Raw genomic sequence first — 14,644 nt, 5'->3', positions numbered from 1 at the left:
TCCCAATTATTTTGTGTTTTTGTTACCCATGCCAGCGCGGATCCTTGCCAGCATTTCCCTACCCTTTTGCTGATAACGGCCGTCTTTGTCCGCTACTTGCGATTCTCCCGGAGGACGGTGTTCGAGTGCTTTAGCCCTACGGATCGGTGGTACGGAATACCCAAGAGCCACCTGCTTCGCCCATTTCGCTAACTGCCGCCCGGCCAATGTGACTAACTCGTTTTGTCTCAGCTTTCGCTCAACGCCAATCCGGCGAATTTCAGTGCAAATCTGGAACAGTACCGGGTGATGCCAGTTGAAACTCTCGGCGCTGTCATAGCGCCAGGACTCATTGCGCCAGCGCTCGTACTCAGCCACCACATCCCCAACAGATAGCCCGAACGGATTAGCTCCGCATTCACCAACGATGGCGATAAACTCCGCCAAATCAGGGGGCCAATGGTTTCCCTCATCGCAACGGGTCAGGCAGCGCTTCACGGCAAAATCCAACTGCTCATCCGAGAACCGTGAAATCGTCTGGGTCCAAATCGTGGAGGGTGCCGCCCCGTTCTTTCGGGTCCACTTGGGGCCATACAGCTTCGTCATCGTCTCCCAGAGGAGCCAAGCCTTGGCTGATCCGCCACTCGTTGTGTCCGGCCCGTACCTGCTCGAAGGCGTTGGCATTCGTGGTGTTTTGTTTTGCATGTGAACCTCCTGACTTTTTGGTTTTTGCGTGTTCTCGGTAGCGTTGAACACTCCTAGCGAATTTTTGCTCCCACTGGGCTTGGTTGAATACCTGCCCTCCGGCATGCCAGAACAAAACAAAATTTTCCAACTCTGCCTGGGTATATTCCTGTTGCGATAATCCTGCTGGCGACCAACCGTCAAATATCTGGAATGGCTGATCGTCAGACGAAGAATCACTTTCCCGCGCCTGCGGGTTGTGTGGGGTTTTATTATTCTGTTCCTGATCCTGTTCCTGATTAAGGAACGGTTTAATAACCCTTTCAGAACCCTTTAATTTCGCCGAGTCAATGTGAGATATGGCATTAGCCAGAACCCGCGCCAATAGTGGTTTTAAGCTGGTATTATCTGGAACCTGAGTAAACAGCCGCAGTGCCGAAATTCCCTGATTGGGATTGTCTATCGAGTTCCATTCCATAAAGTTACGAATAAGCACCCATTTCGAAGTTGAATCACGGGTTGCGAAACCGTTACTTGATAGCTCATCAAACCCTTTCGAAACCCTTTCGAAAGGCCAACCCAAGTCTTCCGAAACATAACCATCAGGTAGACGGAAACACCCGATCATGTTGGTGTGCTGCCCAGTCAGCAGATATAAAGCCAGCAGTCGTGCATCATCAGATACCTGACGCATGCCATCGCTAATCCAAAATGATGTATGCACTTTGCCGTAATCACGCATAACTACTCCGGTATACTTCCCGCGCATCAGTGCAACAAAGCAGCTCGATCGCTGATTTGATAGCAATGAACGCAGATATGGCGTCGTTGATTTCTTTCAGCGCTGTAGCTGGTGCCGCCCCCAGATTTACAGCGTTGACCGCCTCGATCCCTTCTCGCGCTGCCACCGCAGCCAACCACACAGGATCCGTAGGCGATTCAATGCGAGCCCGGCGCTCTGCCGGCATAACAGCCAGCGCCGCAGCTTTTAACTTTTCCGCCTGAGGCGCATACCTTGGGCCGTCGTAACCGCGAAATATCCGCTTTACGCGCTGAGTGGCGTTAACCAGTCCCTTCCCGGTATCAGTGGTCGGCAGAATGTCCCCACCACCGGAGGCGTGATATTGATCCGCTATAGCCATCCCGACAGATTTCCAACCATCCTCAAGTGCCCAAGCCTCCAGTTCGGCGGCTACGGCCTCAATCGGAGGACTGATTTTCATGATTCAGTTCCCCTTCCCTTTTTGCTTTAACATGACTGTCGTAACATCTTGGGTCATAAACTAACGACCCATTGGAAGCCGTCTGAAGGCGCATTGCTCTACCTTCCGGAACAAGTTCACCCCATTTATAGATCGACGGAAGTTTGACTCCTGCTGCTAATGCCAGCTTGCTTTTACTTCCAAAAAACTTGAGCGCATCCCTTGTGTACATACTTCAACCTCATAAATTAGCCATAGCTAATAAGATATACACAAGCCATAACTTGATCAAGGGATATTAGTATTAGCTAACTATGACAATACAAGATATGACTATTGGAGAGCGCATCCGCTCTCGTCGCAAAAGCCTTGGTCTGACACAAAAATCCCTCGCAAAAGCCTTAAAGATCTCCGATGTATCGGTGTCTCAGTGGGAAAGGGATACCAGTGAGCCGACAGGGAAGAATCTGCACGCCTTATGCAAAGTTCTCAGGTGCCCATCTGCTTGGATTCTTTTTGGAGATGAGAGTAAAACTCCAGAAGAACCGAGTGACGAACTGGTCCAACTGGACGAACGCCAGCAGGAGTTATTTGATCTGTTCAACGCGATAACGGATACAGAGCAAGATGAGTTTCTTAACGAACTCCGAGCCAGGGTCGTAAACAACCAAAATCTGCTCGAAGAACTCTTAAAAGCGAAGAAACGCAGCCAAAAAAAATAACGCAATATTTTTCAATGCGTTATGGTTTTTTTTGCCACTTTTTCAAGTTATAGCTTATTTTCTTGTTGATCTAATTCTTAGCAATAGCTAATCTCATCCCATCGAAACCACACAGTGATTTCTCAGTTAACAAGTTCCGCCAGCCTGGCGACAAAGGCAAACCACACAGCAGAGGGTTACACGATGAACAAGGCTAAATTTTTCTCAATCCTGAATGAGTGCCGCGCTAACGTCAGCGCAAATGTCTATGTTCAGGGGCGCAATGGTGGCAAAACCGCGCTGGTGCTGAACCAATATGGTGCACCAAATGCATTCTTGTCCCTGCACAAGGACGGCTCAGCAGCTTTTGAGAAGGCCTTCAGTAGTTACGTTAAATGGCTCTCTCAATATTTTATGGAGTTTAACGCAGCTATCGAAATCGCTCACACTGAAGCGCTGGAGATGAACATGACGATTACCCCCCCAATGGCCACAGCTAAAAAGACTGTTTTGGGCAAGGTCATTTCAGGAGTCACCGACAAACCAGGCAGCTACGGTCGATTTCATGTTGGCCGTCCTGTATCGAGTATCAATATTGAGTGCGCCAAACGCTACTGCCTAGGCTGGCTCTCACTCGCAGACATGAAGTACGGGTGTTATTCAATCGCCTCTTTCGCCAGAAGCTAGCATTCGTCGCACCCTACGAGGTTAGAAATTAACAAAAGCATATCAAGTTGGAGGAAAGATAATGTACGGAACACAAGAAGTTATCCGCCAATGCGTAGCGCCAGGCATGTTAGTGAAACACCAAGGGAAAACGTGGCGTGCATCAGTAAATAAAGGCGGGAAGTTATATTTATTCAATTTATATGAAGCTATTCGCATTACTGACCTGATGGTGGAAATTTGCTTGGACAAACGTGGTCAACCATTAATTCACTGATTGTATGGGTAAGTATGGACACACAAACCTTACTATTAATATCATTTTTAACTTTCGTTGTTGTTTCAGTAGTTGCTATGGGATTAGTTATCCCCTTTATAATTCAAATTGATGTTTGCGGATGTAATACCGACCGCGATTTATAGTTGTAATTAGATACCTTTTTTAAATACCGATAACCCGGTAGGGATTATCACAATCTAAATTTATTCTGGAGCTAATCATGGAATCATTAAATTTTGCAGTTGAGTTTAAATCTGATGTTGTTATCAAAATGGCAGATCGTGAAGTCCGCCAAATCAGCATTGCGGGTAATACCATTGGGTACATCGCAATTAACGACGAAACAGTTACCCCATTTACTTCTGCTGGTGAATGCCCAGAGGTCGACTGTGTTACCTGTGCAGCGAAAGCACTCTTCTCAGCACATACCGGAGTCCCAGTCGAAGGCGTTGAACTTGCTAAAGCGGGAAATAAACGCGACTCCCTTTTTGAAGGTGCGATTATGGCTGCACTTATGAAGTCAGCCATGAACAGCTCGCGCTCAGTAAATTGATTTCTGCGCCCCGTTAACGCGGGGCATTTATCAGCATGAGTACTTAACGAGTATTCAACCTGATAAATGAGGGATGAAAATTGGATATAACACTCGCATTTAAAAAACTATCACTAACCAACGGTGATGAAGTCACATTAAGCATCGCACCCAGTGCAATGAAAAAAATGATCATGGAGTTATTAGCCAATGGTTACCTCACCACTGAGGAACTAGCTATTTACATGATTGGGCAATTGGAAGTTTGTGACCAAGAAAGTCTCTATCACGTTTTACCCGAAGATATAGCGAAAAAATTAATTACCACTTATGAATCCGTAAAGAATGGAGAATAAAATGTCTGACAAACAATTATATGTATCCTGCTGGTATCCCAGCGAACAGGCCGTTGAAGAAAATGGCGCTCGTCGAGTCGCTTATTCCTTTTATGCGGCGAATGAGAAACAGGCTCGAGCAAAAGCCACCCTGTATTTCATGGAGCAATTCCCAGACGCCGACGATACCGAATTCGAGCTGAAAATTTACGTTTGTGCCGGCGGCATTCCCTGCTCTAAATTTGAATTTTGGGACGAGGATTTCCTCTACGAATTTGAATGGAATGACGAAGTGGGCCATCCCATACCAACCACCCAAGTCAAACCGGTTGAGTTCGGTAAATTATCCGCGTCTCTTCGCGTAGCTGTGCTTGTTAAGTACCGCACCACCGAAATCACCAGTGACCAGTTGACCGGTGCAATTGAAGAGGATGGCGCGAACACTTTTGATAGCCACATCGCCGATGCCATCATAAAAACGCCAGCCGTTGCCGCCATGTACCCCGAACGCATTATTGAGGCTATCGATTATATCCGCGAGAAATGCCCTCCCACTAAAAAGTGGCCTGAGATCAAAGCGGTGTTGGCTGGCTGGTTAAAACAACGCAACGAAGAGCGCAAGGATACTTCTGCACCGGTATCCCTGGTCGACACTGCGCGTCAGAACGCCGCTGAAGAAAAGTTGCGTGTACCTTCTGGTGCAACTGCCGGCGGCGGCAACCTGACAGATCGCGGTGAAGGCTTTAAACACGATTTCGACTCACTCGAGCTTGAAGTTGCTCTTGGCCTCGTTGCCCGTGCTATGGATTTCGATATCTACAACCTGCGCGGAGCATACATTAACCGCGCCCGCGAGATCATCAAACTGAAAGAGCGCCCATTCCCTGCGCTGTTCAGCGTATACCGCAATTCGCCAGGCATCTTGGACTTTTCCCGCGCAATGATTATCTACTCCGTTAAAACCGCGCCGGACAACATCGAAGCCACGCCGGGTAAATTGGCTGAGTACATTAATAAAACACTGACTGAAACCGATCACGTTAACCCAGACCCGCACATTGTTGCTGTTGCCTGTGGGATCACTGGTGAGACTTATAGCAATGAAGAAAGCGAACAGAACTCGGCGAGCGCTGCTGGCGCACTGGCAGATGAGCAGACAGCGATCGGCACAGTGGGAGCACAACAACCAGATACGAACGTTGCGTCGGAAAATCTGGAAGATGGAACACCGGTAGAACGCACTGGCCCGTTTTACTACCGCACCGCCGACGGGCAAGTTGGTCGCGCAAATAAACTGGCAAAACTGGAAGCCGTGATCGCTCAGGGCTGCGAAGAAATCACCAAAGAAGAATACCAGGCGTTGAAAGATAACCCGCCGGTACCGCAGAAAAACACTGACGAACAGGGCGTGGTGAAAAGCCATGGGGACGGTCTCTACTCGGTCGAAGGCTTGGTAACGAAGCAACCCGAGCCAGAAGCCGCAGCCCCCTCAAATGAGGTCGTAAAAACAGAAGTAGTAGCGGCACAACCGCAGGCACCTGCTTTCCAATCCATCGCTTCCGATCTGGAAAAAGACCTCGCTGAGAAAGAAGGAGAGAGCCGAGATAACCTCAAAATCTGGCGCAGTGTCATGCGTACCGATCCGCGCTACACAAAAGACCTTGCTGGTGCTGGCTTTGACGGAACGAGCATCAACGCTGAGTACATGATTATGCGTGCAACTGAAATCTTCGGGCCCGTCGGTACCGGTTGGGGTTTCGAAGTAATAGAAGATCGCATGATCCCCGGTGCACCAATGAGCGAAGCCATCTACGAAGATAAGAAATTTATCGGCAACCGCATATTGCGAGATGGTGACGGCACTCTGATTACAGAACAAAACCACAGCATCAAAATTAAATTTTGGTACGCCATCGAAGGGGATGTACGCGGCGAAGTTGAAGCATATGGCGCTACAAAATACCTATACAAAACCAAGCACGGAATTACTTGTGATGGTGAGGCGCAGAAGAAATCACTCACCGATGCCATCAAGAAAGCACTCTCTCTTCTCGGCTTCTCCGCTGATGTGTGGCTGGGGCTGTATGACCAGGCCGAATATAAGCAAGAGAACGCCATTCGGTTCGATCTCATTAATGCCAGTGATAAGGCCGAGGATGTAACGCTCATTCGTAAAGAACTGGACGAGAAATTCAAAGCCAACACCAAAAGCATGCGGGACGCGGTTACACCGAATGAAATATCCGGCATTGCTTCATCGCTCACTCGCGTCATGGGCATTCACCTCAAAGATGCTCGCGAAAGGGGTGACACCGAATACGCCAAATACCTTGAAGGCCGCTTGCGCCGCCTCGAAGAAGTTAAATCCGAATGCCTCACTAAATTGCAGGAGAAAGCCGCATGAGCGCTCGCACAATCGATTTAGCCTTAGAAATTAGCAAACTGGAATCTCTCGCCGCTGATGGCGGGGATCTCACCCCAGAAATGATCGCCGATACCCTCGAAGGTATTGAAGGGATGATGGAGGATAAATTCGACGCCACCATGCGCGTTATCCGTGATTTCGATGCCAAGGCCGAGGCTTGCAAGAAAGAAGCAGCTCGTATGTCTGAACGCAAAAAGCATTGGGATCGCCAGTCCTTCGCGCTCAAAAAGTATCTGCTGGAATGCCTCCAACTGTCCGATCGTACAACGTTCAAAACGACCTTGAATACATTCACCGCCCGGAAAGGCAGCACCAGCCTTGTTATTGACGATGTGGATTTGTTACCGGACGAGTTTGTCGAGTCTCATACCGAAGTGGTCACCACCACAAAGAACGACGAACTGAAGAAAGCATTGCAGGCTCTGTCCACAAAAATCGAAGCGGCCCGCGCTGCCGGCGAAGAACCAGATCCGGAATTGCTCAAATCGATCCCCGGCGCTCACCTCGATACAGGTTCACCAACTTTACAAGTGCGTTAAGCCAGATGCGGCCAGCAATGGCCGCTTACTGAGACGGCAAATATGAATGACGACGGCGACAGACTTTTATTCCCACGAAGAACAAAGCCTGATGATTTTAAAGACCACACAAAAGAAATTATCTGGCAAATGCGCAACGGGTACCGGCGGCACTTCGGAATTATAGAGTTGCCTCCGGGAATAAATACCCCGCAAACATCAAATAATAGGGCACCGAAAAAATGAACAGAGAAGAAATTATTGAGGCGATTGCCTCCGCATCTGAATTACACCACCGCGAAGGTCGCGAAATTTTTGCCAACCGAATGTATTCCCTGATTGAAAACGGAAAGATCCCCGGAGTGATGCTGGCTAACGGCGATATAAAGCAGTTGATGAAGGAGAACCAAGCCATGCGTAAGGCGATCGCCTTTGCCATTGCACCAGGAATATGGATTCAGCGAGAAGAAGACATATTCCAGTATTGCAACAAGGTTTGGTATGCCGACGTGTTGAAACAAGCGATCAGCAAGGAAAGCGCCGATGAGCAATAAACCGGTGTACCGCTCTGAATTGTCCGTATACGACGGCGTTCAGCTCCTGCGCATATGGGATCTGTATGACGATGCCAATCCAACCATGACCGTGACCAACGGCGCAGAACGAGTATTGTCCGAACTCCAGGCCATCTTAGGCACGCTGCCGGCGCTCATTATCTACAAAGACAGCGGCGGTGAGTGGGACCGCCTTATCTGGGATGGTCGGTTCGCCGCGTTCCGCTCCGTGATGCCAGGAGCACCGCGTACCACTGACGATGACACAGCTATGGTCCGGGCTGTAACGACATTCAAACAGGAGTCCAAGCTATGAGTTGCGGTTACCAAGGTTACGAGTTCGGCGCTCATTACCCGGACAGTATCTGTTGTGATGGTTACCTCTGGGATGCCGATAGCGGTCACGGGAAATGGCTTGATATCGGTGGAGAAATCCCCTGCCCTAGTTGCAACCTCCAGCAATGGCTTGCGTATTACCGCGAGGAAATCATTGAGTGCGGGTTTGAAGATGCTGACCTAAAACGCGGCCCTCGTACTGTGAAATATGGCGGCTACCCCGAGCTTGTCCGGAGTGACAAAAAATCCATGCGTAAGATCCGCCGCTGGCTTCGTCGGGGTTGGTATCTGGGCCGTAAATGCCGCGCTATTGATTTGAAAAAGGAGATCGCTAATGGCCTGTAAGTGCTTTGAAAAATTGAGTGGCGACTTTGATCAGCGCTTCCGTGATGCGGTTAAAGATAACTGCGTAGAAGTCGAAGAGTCCGGTTTCCAGAATCAGGGGTTTGTTTTTGCCGCGGGAGATTGGTCGCCAGTTTCTCTCAGGTACGTTTTCCGCTATCGCAAAGCAAAGAAAAACGGCTCGCCAGAAGTACGTTGCACCAATCTGGAAAACAGCGTGCTCATGTCTTATTGCCCTTTCTGCGGCACTAAGTTTGAAGGGAAAAAGGTACAGCCATGAGCGAGTTATCTATCCTGGATATGTGCTGCGGCTCCCGCATGTTCTGGTTCGATAAGCAGGATGAGCGGGTTGTATTCATCGATAAGCGTAGCGAAAAACACACATTGTGTGACGGTCGCCCACTGGTTATTACCCCGAACCTGATCGCCGACTTCACCGCGCTACCGTTCGCCGATTGCACCTTCTCTGTTGTCGTATTCGATCCGCCCCACCTGGAGCGCGTAGGGCCTAAAGGTTGGCAGGGTAAGAAATACGGGAAGCTCGACCGTAGCACTTGGCGTAATGACCTTCGTGCTGGGTTCAGTGAGGCATTCCGCGTGTTGCGGCCACACGGCGTGCTGATCTTCAAATGGAACGAAACACAGATACCGGTTAGCCAGATCATCGCCCTAACCGATGAGAAACCGGCTATCTGGCAGCGCACCGGCAAGAACGATAAAACACACTGGATCGTCTTCGTTAAAGGTAATGGAAAGGCTAAGCCAACCACCAGCACCACAGCCGGGGGCTGGATCCCATGCGATGAGACGATGCCGGAAGAAGGCGACGTGGTACTTGTGTGCCAAGAGGGCGGGATTATCTACTGCGCTGAAATGGAAGGGGGTGTGCTTTATCCAGATGAGTTTCCCAGAACGCCGACGCAAGGCCGAGAGATCACCCACTGGATGCCACTACCCACGGCACCTAAGGTCAGCGGATCATGAGCGAAGTAATCGAAACCCTATACGGTGAAGTATTAGACGGGGCGTTTTTCGCCCCTGCATCTACCGACCTGGTTGATTCTCTTATCGGCCAGTACAAGCAACTCCGGGCAGATATAGAAATGATGGCTGGGTTGATTAATTCGCACCATGCATCGGTTCATCACTTCTTGGAGGGGAATCAGGATCGCCGACATTATATTAGGAGTGTCGGCGAACTTTTTAAACTCGAAGGAGCCATCGCCAGCCTGAACTCCACCTTCTGGCAAAAAGCACTGAATATGACCGACGTTTACGAGCACATGCCGAATAACCGCCGTACGGAGTGGAACGACCAGATCCGGGAAATGAAGACCCCAGATTTCGAAGAGGAAACAGTGCGGCCAACAATCATGGAATTGTTGAACTCGCGGCAAAAGTTTTTCTCTGAGCGCGTGGACGGCATTTTCCGCGCCCTGTCCGGTGACCACGTTACAAACCGGCCTGAAGGTTTTGGTAAGCGCATGATCATCGCTCGGGTGTTCAACGAGTACGGACACACAGAATACAGAACAGCAGGCTACATTCAGGATCTGCGCATTATCATCGCCAAATTCATGGGGCGCGACGAGCCGAAGTGGGCGGCAACCGATACCGTGCTGTACACGGCTCGTCATCGTCACGGCGAGTGGGTGACAATTGACGGTGGTGCGCTGCGCATTCGTGCCTATCTGAAAGGCACGGCGCATCTGGAAGTCCATCCTGAAATGGCGTGGCGGCTGAACTGCATTCTGGCGCACCTGTACCCGATGGCGATCCCGCCGCAGTTCCGCCAGAAACCGAAGCGCAAGCTCAAAGACTTCGTGATGATGGCTAAACCATTGCCGTTTGTTGTTCTTGGTGAACTCGCAGCAATGAAAGCCGAGCGTCATACACCATGGCGTGCCGATCGATGGGAAGAGCCGCGCCAACCTCTGACGACGAACCCGTTCAATCGAGCATTTAGTTATAACGGCGGTAACGATAAAGCAGTCCGGGCGCAGGCAGAAGCAGTACTGCAAACCCTCGGTGGAGTGAAGGTAATGGCCGGGCCGCACAATAATATCGCGATCTGGGAGTTCGACTACGAACCGGGCAGCGCCTTAGATGAGATCATAGCCTCTGGCTGCATCCCTGACCAGAAATCGCACCAGTATTACCCTACCCCAGAATCCCTAGCTGATTGGGCTGTCTCCGAAGCTGAAATACAGCCGGAAGATAAATGCCTGGAGCCGAGCGCTGGAACCGGAAGTATTGCCGTATTGATGCCGGCAGACCAAACCTACTGCGTAGAAATATCTGCCCTGCATTGCCGCGTTCTGGAAGCTAAAGGCCTGACCGTTGAACGGGCCGACTTCATCAAATGGGCCGAAACCACCGACAAACGCTTCGACAAGGTAGTGATGAACCCACCTTTCAGCGAAGGACGCGCCAAAGCCCACGTAGAAGCAGCAGCAAGCCTGGTCAACGCGGGTGGCCGCTTAGTGGCGATCCTGCCCAGTGGGATGCAGAGGAAAGATATTTTGCCCGGGTGGTCCTGTTCCTGGTCGGGCCTTATTGATAACGAGTTCGACGGTACCAGCGTTTCGGTGGTTCTCCTGAAAGCTGACCGTAAGTGAATTTCATGATTCAGTTTTACTCCGGCCAAAAACGTACAGTACAGGCCGGTCATGAGGTGAGTATGCAAAAACTTTCTCTGATCAAATGGGCGAACAAATACTACGACGAGCCACCAAGTGTAGGAACACTGAGGCGATGGGTGAGAAATGGAAACATTTACCCCGCACCAGAACTGGAAGGACGCGAGTACAAAGTTGATCCCGATGCCTTTTATATCAAACCAAAAAAATGCGGTATGAAGTTAGAGCGACATCAGCCTAATGGCCGCATTGGTAAAAAAAGTCCGTTGTTGGAGAGATTAATCAATGAGTCAGAGAAAAAGATACGACGCTAATTTACCCAAAAATCTGACTTATCGCAGAAGCAGCAAATCATTCGCATGGCGGAACCCTGCAACGAAAGTGGAGATCCCTCTTGGGCAAATTTCTCGCAGGGATGCGATTGCCCAAGCTATCGAGGCCAATAATTATATCGAGCAACAATTCACCCCGGTTGCTCTGATGGAAAAGTTAATGGGTAAGCATGAATTTACCCTCGCCGAATGGCTGGAACGTTACGAGGTGATATTGCAACGCCGGGATCTGGCAGCAAACACCTATAAGGTTAGGGCCGGCCACATGAAAACTATCGGTACAAAAATGGGGGATATGGTGCTTTCACAGATCACAACGCGACACATCGCGCAATTTTTAGAACCGTGGATTGTTGAGGGGAAGAAAACTATGGCGGGAACATTACGTTCGGTGCTTTCAGATATGTTCAGGGAGGCTATCGTGGAGGGGCACGTTTCAGTCAATCCTGTAGAACCAACCAGAGCGCCAAAAGTTGAAGTGTCACGCCAACGCCTGGCGCTTGAACAGTTTCAAAGCATTCACCATGCGGCAGAACAACAGCCTGCATGGTTCAGTCTTGCAATAGATTTGGCCTTGGTAACCGGGCAACGACGCGAGGACATTGCCGGTATGAGGTTTAGCGATATTTATGATGACCGGTTACATATAATCCAGGTGAAAACCGGGGCGATGATCGCCATACCATTGTCACTGGCGCTGAACAGCGCAGGTCTGAAACTTGGTACTGTGATCGACCGATGCCGCCTAGTCAGCCGCTGTGATTATTTGGTGAGTGCCGGCATTCGAAAAAATAGCCCAGATGGTTCAGTTCATCCGGACAGCCTGACCAAAGGATTCGTGAAAGCACGCAAAAATGCCGGGATTGAGTTGAGCGATAATCCGCCAACATTTCACGAGATCCGGAGCCTCGCCGGGCGTCTTTATGAGAAAGCATACGGCAAAGATTTTGCACAAAAACTGCTCGGCCATAAGTCAGAAAAAATGACAGAAAAGTACTTGGATGTGCGTGAAAAAGTGTTTACCTTGCTGTAATAACAAAAAAGACCGGGTATGGAAATTCGGAGAAATTTCGGAGAATTTCGGAATTAACGAAATAAGTAATTGATTTTAAAGGAAAATAAAAAAAGACCGAATACGATTCCTATATTCGGTCTAGGGAAATGGCTCTTGGGAGAGAGCCGTGCGCTAAAAGTTGGCATTTTGTGCAAAGCTTGTTCAGCCGTGCACTTTAAGAGTAGCTTACCGCGCTATTTTTGCCAGCCAGCCACACGGCAAGTGATAGTTTCGCAGTGAAATTAATTCGGCGCAATTTCCATCACCGGTTAACCCCAAACTAAGTCATTGTGTGATAAGCGATTAGTTCGCGCAGAGCTTCTCGGCGCGTTCACGGTACGGCTCAACACTCATTTTATGGCCCGGATTGGCGGCGTCATCGAGCAGGATCACCTCCAGCGGCTGGGCGCGCTGCTGCCCTGCTTTCACCTGCACCTCTGCGGCTTCGTTGAGCGGGTACTGCATCAGCGTGCTGTTGTTGAGCACGAACAGTGCACCGCCGCTGCGGCATTGCAGCGTCACTTCTTCTTTGGTAAACGCCCACTGTTTGCCGTATTCCAGCTTGGTGATGTTCACCAGTTGATCTGCCGCCAGCGCACCGGTCGCGGTTGCCAACAGCGTTATGCCAAGTAATGCCGATTTCATGTTGTGGCCTTAAGGTTGCTATTTGATTCAATTTTCCCGCAGTTTGGGGGCATCCGGCAAGCCGCAATGTTACACCGGCGCATAAGTTGCAAATAAACTGACCAGCAGCAGCACGCCCGCGCCCAACCCCACTTCAATCCAGCAGGCCAGCACCAGCCCGCGCTGTGCCAACTGCGGCATGCTGCTCATTGCCGGGACGATGGCGTAACGGTTGGCCAACGCCACCATCACCATCAGCGCCACCAGTACGGTTTTGAACAGCAGCAGGCGCTGGTAAGGTGAATCGACATCCAGCGGCCAACGGCCGAGAATAATCAAACTGTTGATCACACCGGTCAACACCACCAGCGCAACCGCCAGGTGGCCCCAACGCGAGAAGCGTATCAGCGTGGTGACCGCATCGCTGCGGCTTTGCGGTTGAGCCAGATAACGCAGGCAAACCAGCAACGGCAGCAGGCTGCCAAACCAGTAACCGGCGGCCAACAAGTGCAGTGCGTGGTTAAAACGATGCGCTACGCCGAGCGCTCCATCATGCATTGCTGCATGGCCGATGAATGCCATGCTGACCAGCAACAGTGTGGAAAGTAATGCCAAAAGCTGCGTGCGGCGCGGTTCTGCCAGCCACAGGCTCAGCAACGCCAATAATGAAATGCCCAGGTGCCAGCGCCAGACCTCACCGAAGGTGGTGCCCAGTACCGCCCACCACACGTCCAGCCGCCAGGTATCGGCCCAGCCGTCGCCCATCTGCCCGGCCTGAATAGCCAGCAGCGCCACGGCAGAAAGCCCGGCAAGCCAGGTGCAAGAGACCAACAAAGGACGCACATCACGGGTGAGATACGGGGAAAGGCGCTGCGGCGACAATAAGGCGGTGAACAGGCTGGTGCCAAACATCAGCATCACCGCCGCAAAGTGCACAAAGCGACACAGGACAAACAGGGTCGCCAGACTCATGGTTTAGTTTACGGTGAAGCTGTACTGGCCTTTGGTTTTATGACCGTCGACCGAAACCACATGCCAGCTGACGTTATATTTTCCTGCTGCCAGGTCGCCCTCAATAGGCAGATTAACCTGGGTGTTGTTGTTCGCATCAAGCTGCAACTTGCCGGTTTTCACTTCGGCGTTGTCTGGCCCGGTGATTTTAATGCCGCTAAAGTTAGGCTCGATGCCTTCGGAGAAGTTAAGCGTCAGCACTTTCGGCGCCGGGCTAACGCTGGCATCTGCCGCCGGCGTCTCAACTTTCAAATGAGCATGCGCCAGCGCCTGCTGTGAGGACAGCCCGACAAAGAGTACGAAAATAGTGGAAAGCAGGCGATAAGAAGAACGAATTTTACCAATCACAGTGATATCCCTTAAAGCAATAATCGAGGGTGATAAGGATTAAGGCCAACCGCCAGGGCGATGTATCAGCAGCCCAACCCAC

22 protein-coding genes and 1 pseudogene are annotated in these 14,644 nt (G+C 50.5%); 16 read left to right on the top strand and 7 right to left on the bottom strand.

Annotated elements, in window-relative coordinates; all coding sequences use genetic code 11:
• Nucleotides 1-6 precede the first annotated feature (6 nt).
• Genes M2406_RS03425 through M2406_RS03410 form a run of 4 tightly spaced genes read right to left on the bottom strand, consistent with a single transcriptional unit; the run spans nt 7 to nt 2,097 of the window.
• The gene (locus M2406_RS03425) at nt 7-489 is read right to left on the bottom strand and encodes a replication protein P (RefSeq protein ID WP_259188700.1); all 483 of its coding nucleotides are present in this window, start codon (nt 487-489) and stop codon (nt 7-9) included.
• Nucleotides 490-493: 4 nt separating this feature from the next.
• The gene (locus tag M2406_RS03420; RefSeq protein ID WP_259188699.1) at nt 494-1,405 is read right to left on the bottom strand and encodes a DnaT-like ssDNA-binding domain-containing protein; all 912 of its coding nucleotides are present in this window, start codon (nt 1,403-1,405) and stop codon (nt 494-496) included.
• Nucleotides 1,398-1,886: a toxin YdaT domain-containing protein gene (locus tag M2406_RS03415; RefSeq protein WP_259188698.1), complete on the bottom strand. Its 489-nt coding sequence runs from the start codon at nt 1,884-1,886 to the stop codon at nt 1,398-1,400. Before M2406_RS03415 ends, M2406_RS03420 begins: the two co-directional genes overlap by 8 nt.
• Complete coding sequence (locus tag M2406_RS03410; RefSeq protein ID WP_259188696.1) at nt 1,864-2,097, bottom strand: Cro/CI family transcriptional regulator; 234 nt, start codon at nt 2,095-2,097, stop codon at nt 1,864-1,866. The genes M2406_RS03415 and M2406_RS03410 overlap by 23 nt, the downstream gene beginning before the upstream one ends.
• A gap of 82 nt (nt 2,098-2,179) precedes the next feature.
• On the opposite strand from M2406_RS03410, the gene M2406_RS03405 reads away from it, so the two are divergent.
• The 16 genes and pseudogenes from M2406_RS03405 to M2406_RS03330 all read left to right on the top strand — a co-directional run bounded on the left by M2406_RS03405 (nt 2,180) and on the right by M2406_RS03330 (nt 12,558).
• Complete coding sequence (locus M2406_RS03405) at nt 2,180-2,587, top strand: helix-turn-helix domain-containing protein (RefSeq protein ID WP_259188694.1); 408 nt, start codon at nt 2,180-2,182, stop codon at nt 2,585-2,587.
• A 183-nt stretch (nt 2,588-2,770) separates the two neighbouring features.
• Complete coding sequence (locus M2406_RS03400) at nt 2,771-3,253, top strand: hypothetical protein (RefSeq protein ID WP_259188692.1); 483 nt, start codon at nt 2,771-2,773, stop codon at nt 3,251-3,253.
• A gap of 61 nt (nt 3,254-3,314) precedes the next feature.
• A complete protein-coding gene (locus M2406_RS03395; RefSeq protein WP_151428378.1) occupies nt 3,315-3,509 on the top strand; it encodes a hypothetical protein in 195 nt (64 codons plus the stop codon).
• 223 nt (nt 3,510-3,732) lie between these two features.
• Entirely contained in the window at nt 3,733-4,065 is a 333-nt protein-coding gene (locus tag M2406_RS03390; RefSeq protein ID WP_259188686.1) for a hypothetical protein, read from the top strand.
• An 80-nt stretch (nt 4,066-4,145) separates the two neighbouring features.
• A complete protein-coding gene (locus tag M2406_RS03385; protein ID WP_259188683.1) occupies nt 4,146-4,400 on the top strand; it encodes a hypothetical protein in 255 nt (84 codons plus the stop codon).
• 1 nt (nt 4,401) lies between these two features.
• Complete coding sequence (locus tag M2406_RS03380) at nt 4,402-6,783, top strand: exodeoxyribonuclease VIII (RefSeq protein ID WP_259188682.1); 2,382 nt, start codon at nt 4,402-4,404, stop codon at nt 6,781-6,783.
• On the top strand, nt 6,780-7,343 hold the full coding sequence (locus M2406_RS03375; RefSeq protein ID WP_259188681.1) for a siphovirus Gp157 family protein: 564 nt from the start codon (nt 6,780-6,782) through the stop codon (nt 7,341-7,343). The genes M2406_RS03380 and M2406_RS03375 overlap by 4 nt, the downstream gene beginning before the upstream one ends.
• 221 nt (nt 7,344-7,564) lie before the next feature.
• Nucleotides 7,565-7,876 carry a hypothetical protein gene (locus tag M2406_RS03370; protein ID WP_259188679.1) on the top strand — a complete coding sequence of 104 codons (312 nt, stop codon included), beginning with the start codon at nt 7,565-7,567 and terminating at the stop codon, nt 7,874-7,876.
• Complete coding sequence (locus tag M2406_RS03365; RefSeq protein ID WP_259188677.1) at nt 7,866-8,192, top strand: hypothetical protein; 327 nt, start codon at nt 7,866-7,868, stop codon at nt 8,190-8,192. The genes M2406_RS03370 and M2406_RS03365 overlap by 11 nt, the downstream gene beginning before the upstream one ends.
• On the top strand, nt 8,189-8,557 hold the full coding sequence (locus M2406_RS03360; protein ID WP_259188675.1) for a hypothetical protein: 369 nt from the start codon (nt 8,189-8,191) through the stop codon (nt 8,555-8,557). The genes M2406_RS03365 and M2406_RS03360 overlap by 4 nt, the downstream gene beginning before the upstream one ends.
• Nucleotides 8,547-8,834 (top strand): hypothetical protein, encoded by a 288-nt coding sequence (locus tag M2406_RS03355; protein ID WP_129983075.1) that lies wholly within the window; start codon nt 8,547-8,549, stop codon nt 8,832-8,834. Before M2406_RS03360 ends, M2406_RS03355 begins: the two co-directional genes overlap by 11 nt.
• Nucleotides 8,831-9,301: pseudogene (locus M2406_RS03350) on the top strand (class I SAM-dependent methyltransferase); the annotation flags it as partial. The gene M2406_RS03355 and the pseudogene M2406_RS03350, both read left to right, overlap by 4 nt.
• A complete protein-coding gene (locus M2406_RS03345; protein ID WP_259189927.1) occupies nt 9,284-9,538 on the top strand; it encodes a DUF551 domain-containing protein in 255 nt (84 codons plus the stop codon). The pseudogene M2406_RS03350 and the gene M2406_RS03345, both read left to right, overlap by 18 nt.
• A complete protein-coding gene (locus tag M2406_RS03340; protein ID WP_259188673.1) occupies nt 9,535-11,172 on the top strand; it encodes a class I SAM-dependent methyltransferase in 1,638 nt (545 codons plus the stop codon). Before M2406_RS03345 ends, M2406_RS03340 begins: the two co-directional genes overlap by 4 nt.
• Nucleotides 11,173-11,234: 62 nt before the next feature.
• Nucleotides 11,235-11,507 (top strand): excisionase, encoded by a 273-nt coding sequence (locus tag M2406_RS03335; RefSeq protein ID WP_075203547.1) that lies wholly within the window; start codon nt 11,235-11,237, stop codon nt 11,505-11,507.
• Nucleotides 11,479-12,558 (top strand): tyrosine-type recombinase/integrase, encoded by a 1,080-nt coding sequence (locus tag M2406_RS03330; RefSeq protein WP_259188669.1) that lies wholly within the window; start codon nt 11,479-11,481, stop codon nt 12,556-12,558. Before M2406_RS03335 ends, M2406_RS03330 begins: the two co-directional genes overlap by 29 nt.
• Before the next feature lie 324 nt (nt 12,559-12,882).
• On the opposite strand, the gene M2406_RS03325 is transcribed toward M2406_RS03330, so the two are convergent.
• The 3 genes from M2406_RS03325 to yobA form a co-directional block, all read right to left on the bottom strand.
• Nucleotides 12,883-13,224 carry a YebY family protein gene (locus M2406_RS03325; RefSeq protein ID WP_259188667.1) on the bottom strand — a complete coding sequence of 114 codons (342 nt, stop codon included), beginning with the start codon at nt 13,222-13,224 and terminating at the stop codon, nt 12,883-12,885.
• 69 nt (nt 13,225-13,293) lie between these two features.
• A complete protein-coding gene (copD, locus tag M2406_RS03320) occupies nt 13,294-14,175 on the bottom strand; it encodes a copper homeostasis membrane protein CopD (RefSeq protein WP_259188666.1) in 882 nt (293 codons plus the stop codon).
• A 3-nt stretch (nt 14,176-14,178) separates the two neighbouring features.
• Nucleotides 14,179-14,562 carry a CopC domain-containing protein YobA gene (gene yobA, locus M2406_RS03315; RefSeq protein WP_012006367.1) on the bottom strand — a complete coding sequence of 128 codons (384 nt, stop codon included), beginning with the start codon at nt 14,560-14,562 and terminating at the stop codon, nt 14,179-14,181.
• Nucleotides 14,563-14,644: the final 82 nt, after the last annotated feature.

This window comes from Serratia sp. BIGb0163, assembly GCF_024809935.1.
Taxonomy (GTDB): domain Bacteria; phylum Pseudomonadota; class Gammaproteobacteria; order Enterobacterales; family Enterobacteriaceae; genus Serratia; species Serratia quinivorans.
Note: the sequence above shows the minus strand (reverse complement) of the source record. Positions and strands in the feature narration are given on the sequence as shown.

Excerpts from the sequence above, each read along its gene's own strand:
- M2406_RS03415 (WP_259188698.1), bottom strand. The coding sequence starts at position 1,886 with ATGAAAATCAGTCCTCCGATTGAGGCCGTAGCCGCCGAACTGGAGGCT.
- M2406_RS03375 (WP_259188681.1), top strand. The coding sequence starts at position 6,780 with ATGAGCGCTCGCACAATCGATTTAGCCTTAGAAATTAGCAAACTGGAA.
- M2406_RS03380 (WP_259188682.1), top strand. The coding sequence starts at position 4,402 with ATGTCTGACAAACAATTATATGTATCCTGCTGGTATCCCAGCGAACAG.
- M2406_RS03365 (WP_259188677.1), top strand. The coding sequence starts at position 7,866 with ATGAGCAATAAACCGGTGTACCGCTCTGAATTGTCCGTATACGACGGC.
- M2406_RS03395 (WP_151428378.1), top strand. The coding sequence starts at position 3,315 with ATGTACGGAACACAAGAAGTTATCCGCCAATGCGTAGCGCCAGGCATG.
- M2406_RS03390 (WP_259188686.1), top strand. The coding sequence starts at position 3,733 with ATGGAATCATTAAATTTTGCAGTTGAGTTTAAATCTGATGTTGTTATC.
- M2406_RS03330 (WP_259188669.1), top strand. The coding sequence starts at position 11,479 with ATGAGTCAGAGAAAAAGATACGACGCTAATTTACCCAAAAATCTGACT.
- M2406_RS03335 (WP_075203547.1), top strand. The coding sequence starts at position 11,235 with ATGCAAAAACTTTCTCTGATCAAATGGGCGAACAAATACTACGACGAG.
- M2406_RS03360 (WP_259188675.1), top strand. The coding sequence starts at position 8,189 with ATGAGTTGCGGTTACCAAGGTTACGAGTTCGGCGCTCATTACCCGGAC.
- copD (WP_259188666.1), bottom strand. The coding sequence starts at position 14,175 with ATGAGTCTGGCGACCCTGTTTGTCCTGTGTCGCTTTGTGCACTTTGCG.
- M2406_RS03405 (WP_259188694.1), top strand. The coding sequence starts at position 2,180 with ATGACAATACAAGATATGACTATTGGAGAGCGCATCCGCTCTCGTCGC.
- M2406_RS03400 (WP_259188692.1), top strand. The coding sequence starts at position 2,771 with ATGAACAAGGCTAAATTTTTCTCAATCCTGAATGAGTGCCGCGCTAAC.
- M2406_RS03325 (WP_259188667.1), bottom strand. The coding sequence starts at position 13,224 with ATGAAATCGGCATTACTTGGCATAACGCTGTTGGCAACCGCGACCGGT.
- M2406_RS03340 (WP_259188673.1), top strand. The coding sequence starts at position 9,535 with ATGAGCGAAGTAATCGAAACCCTATACGGTGAAGTATTAGACGGGGCG.
- M2406_RS03410 (WP_259188696.1), bottom strand. The coding sequence starts at position 2,097 with ATGTACACAAGGGATGCGCTCAAGTTTTTTGGAAGTAAAAGCAAGCTG.
- M2406_RS03355 (WP_129983075.1), top strand. The coding sequence starts at position 8,547 with ATGGCCTGTAAGTGCTTTGAAAAATTGAGTGGCGACTTTGATCAGCGC.
- M2406_RS03420 (WP_259188699.1), bottom strand. The coding sequence starts at position 1,405 with ATGCGTGATTACGGCAAAGTGCATACATCATTTTGGATTAGCGATGGC.
- M2406_RS03370 (WP_259188679.1), top strand. The coding sequence starts at position 7,565 with ATGAACAGAGAAGAAATTATTGAGGCGATTGCCTCCGCATCTGAATTA.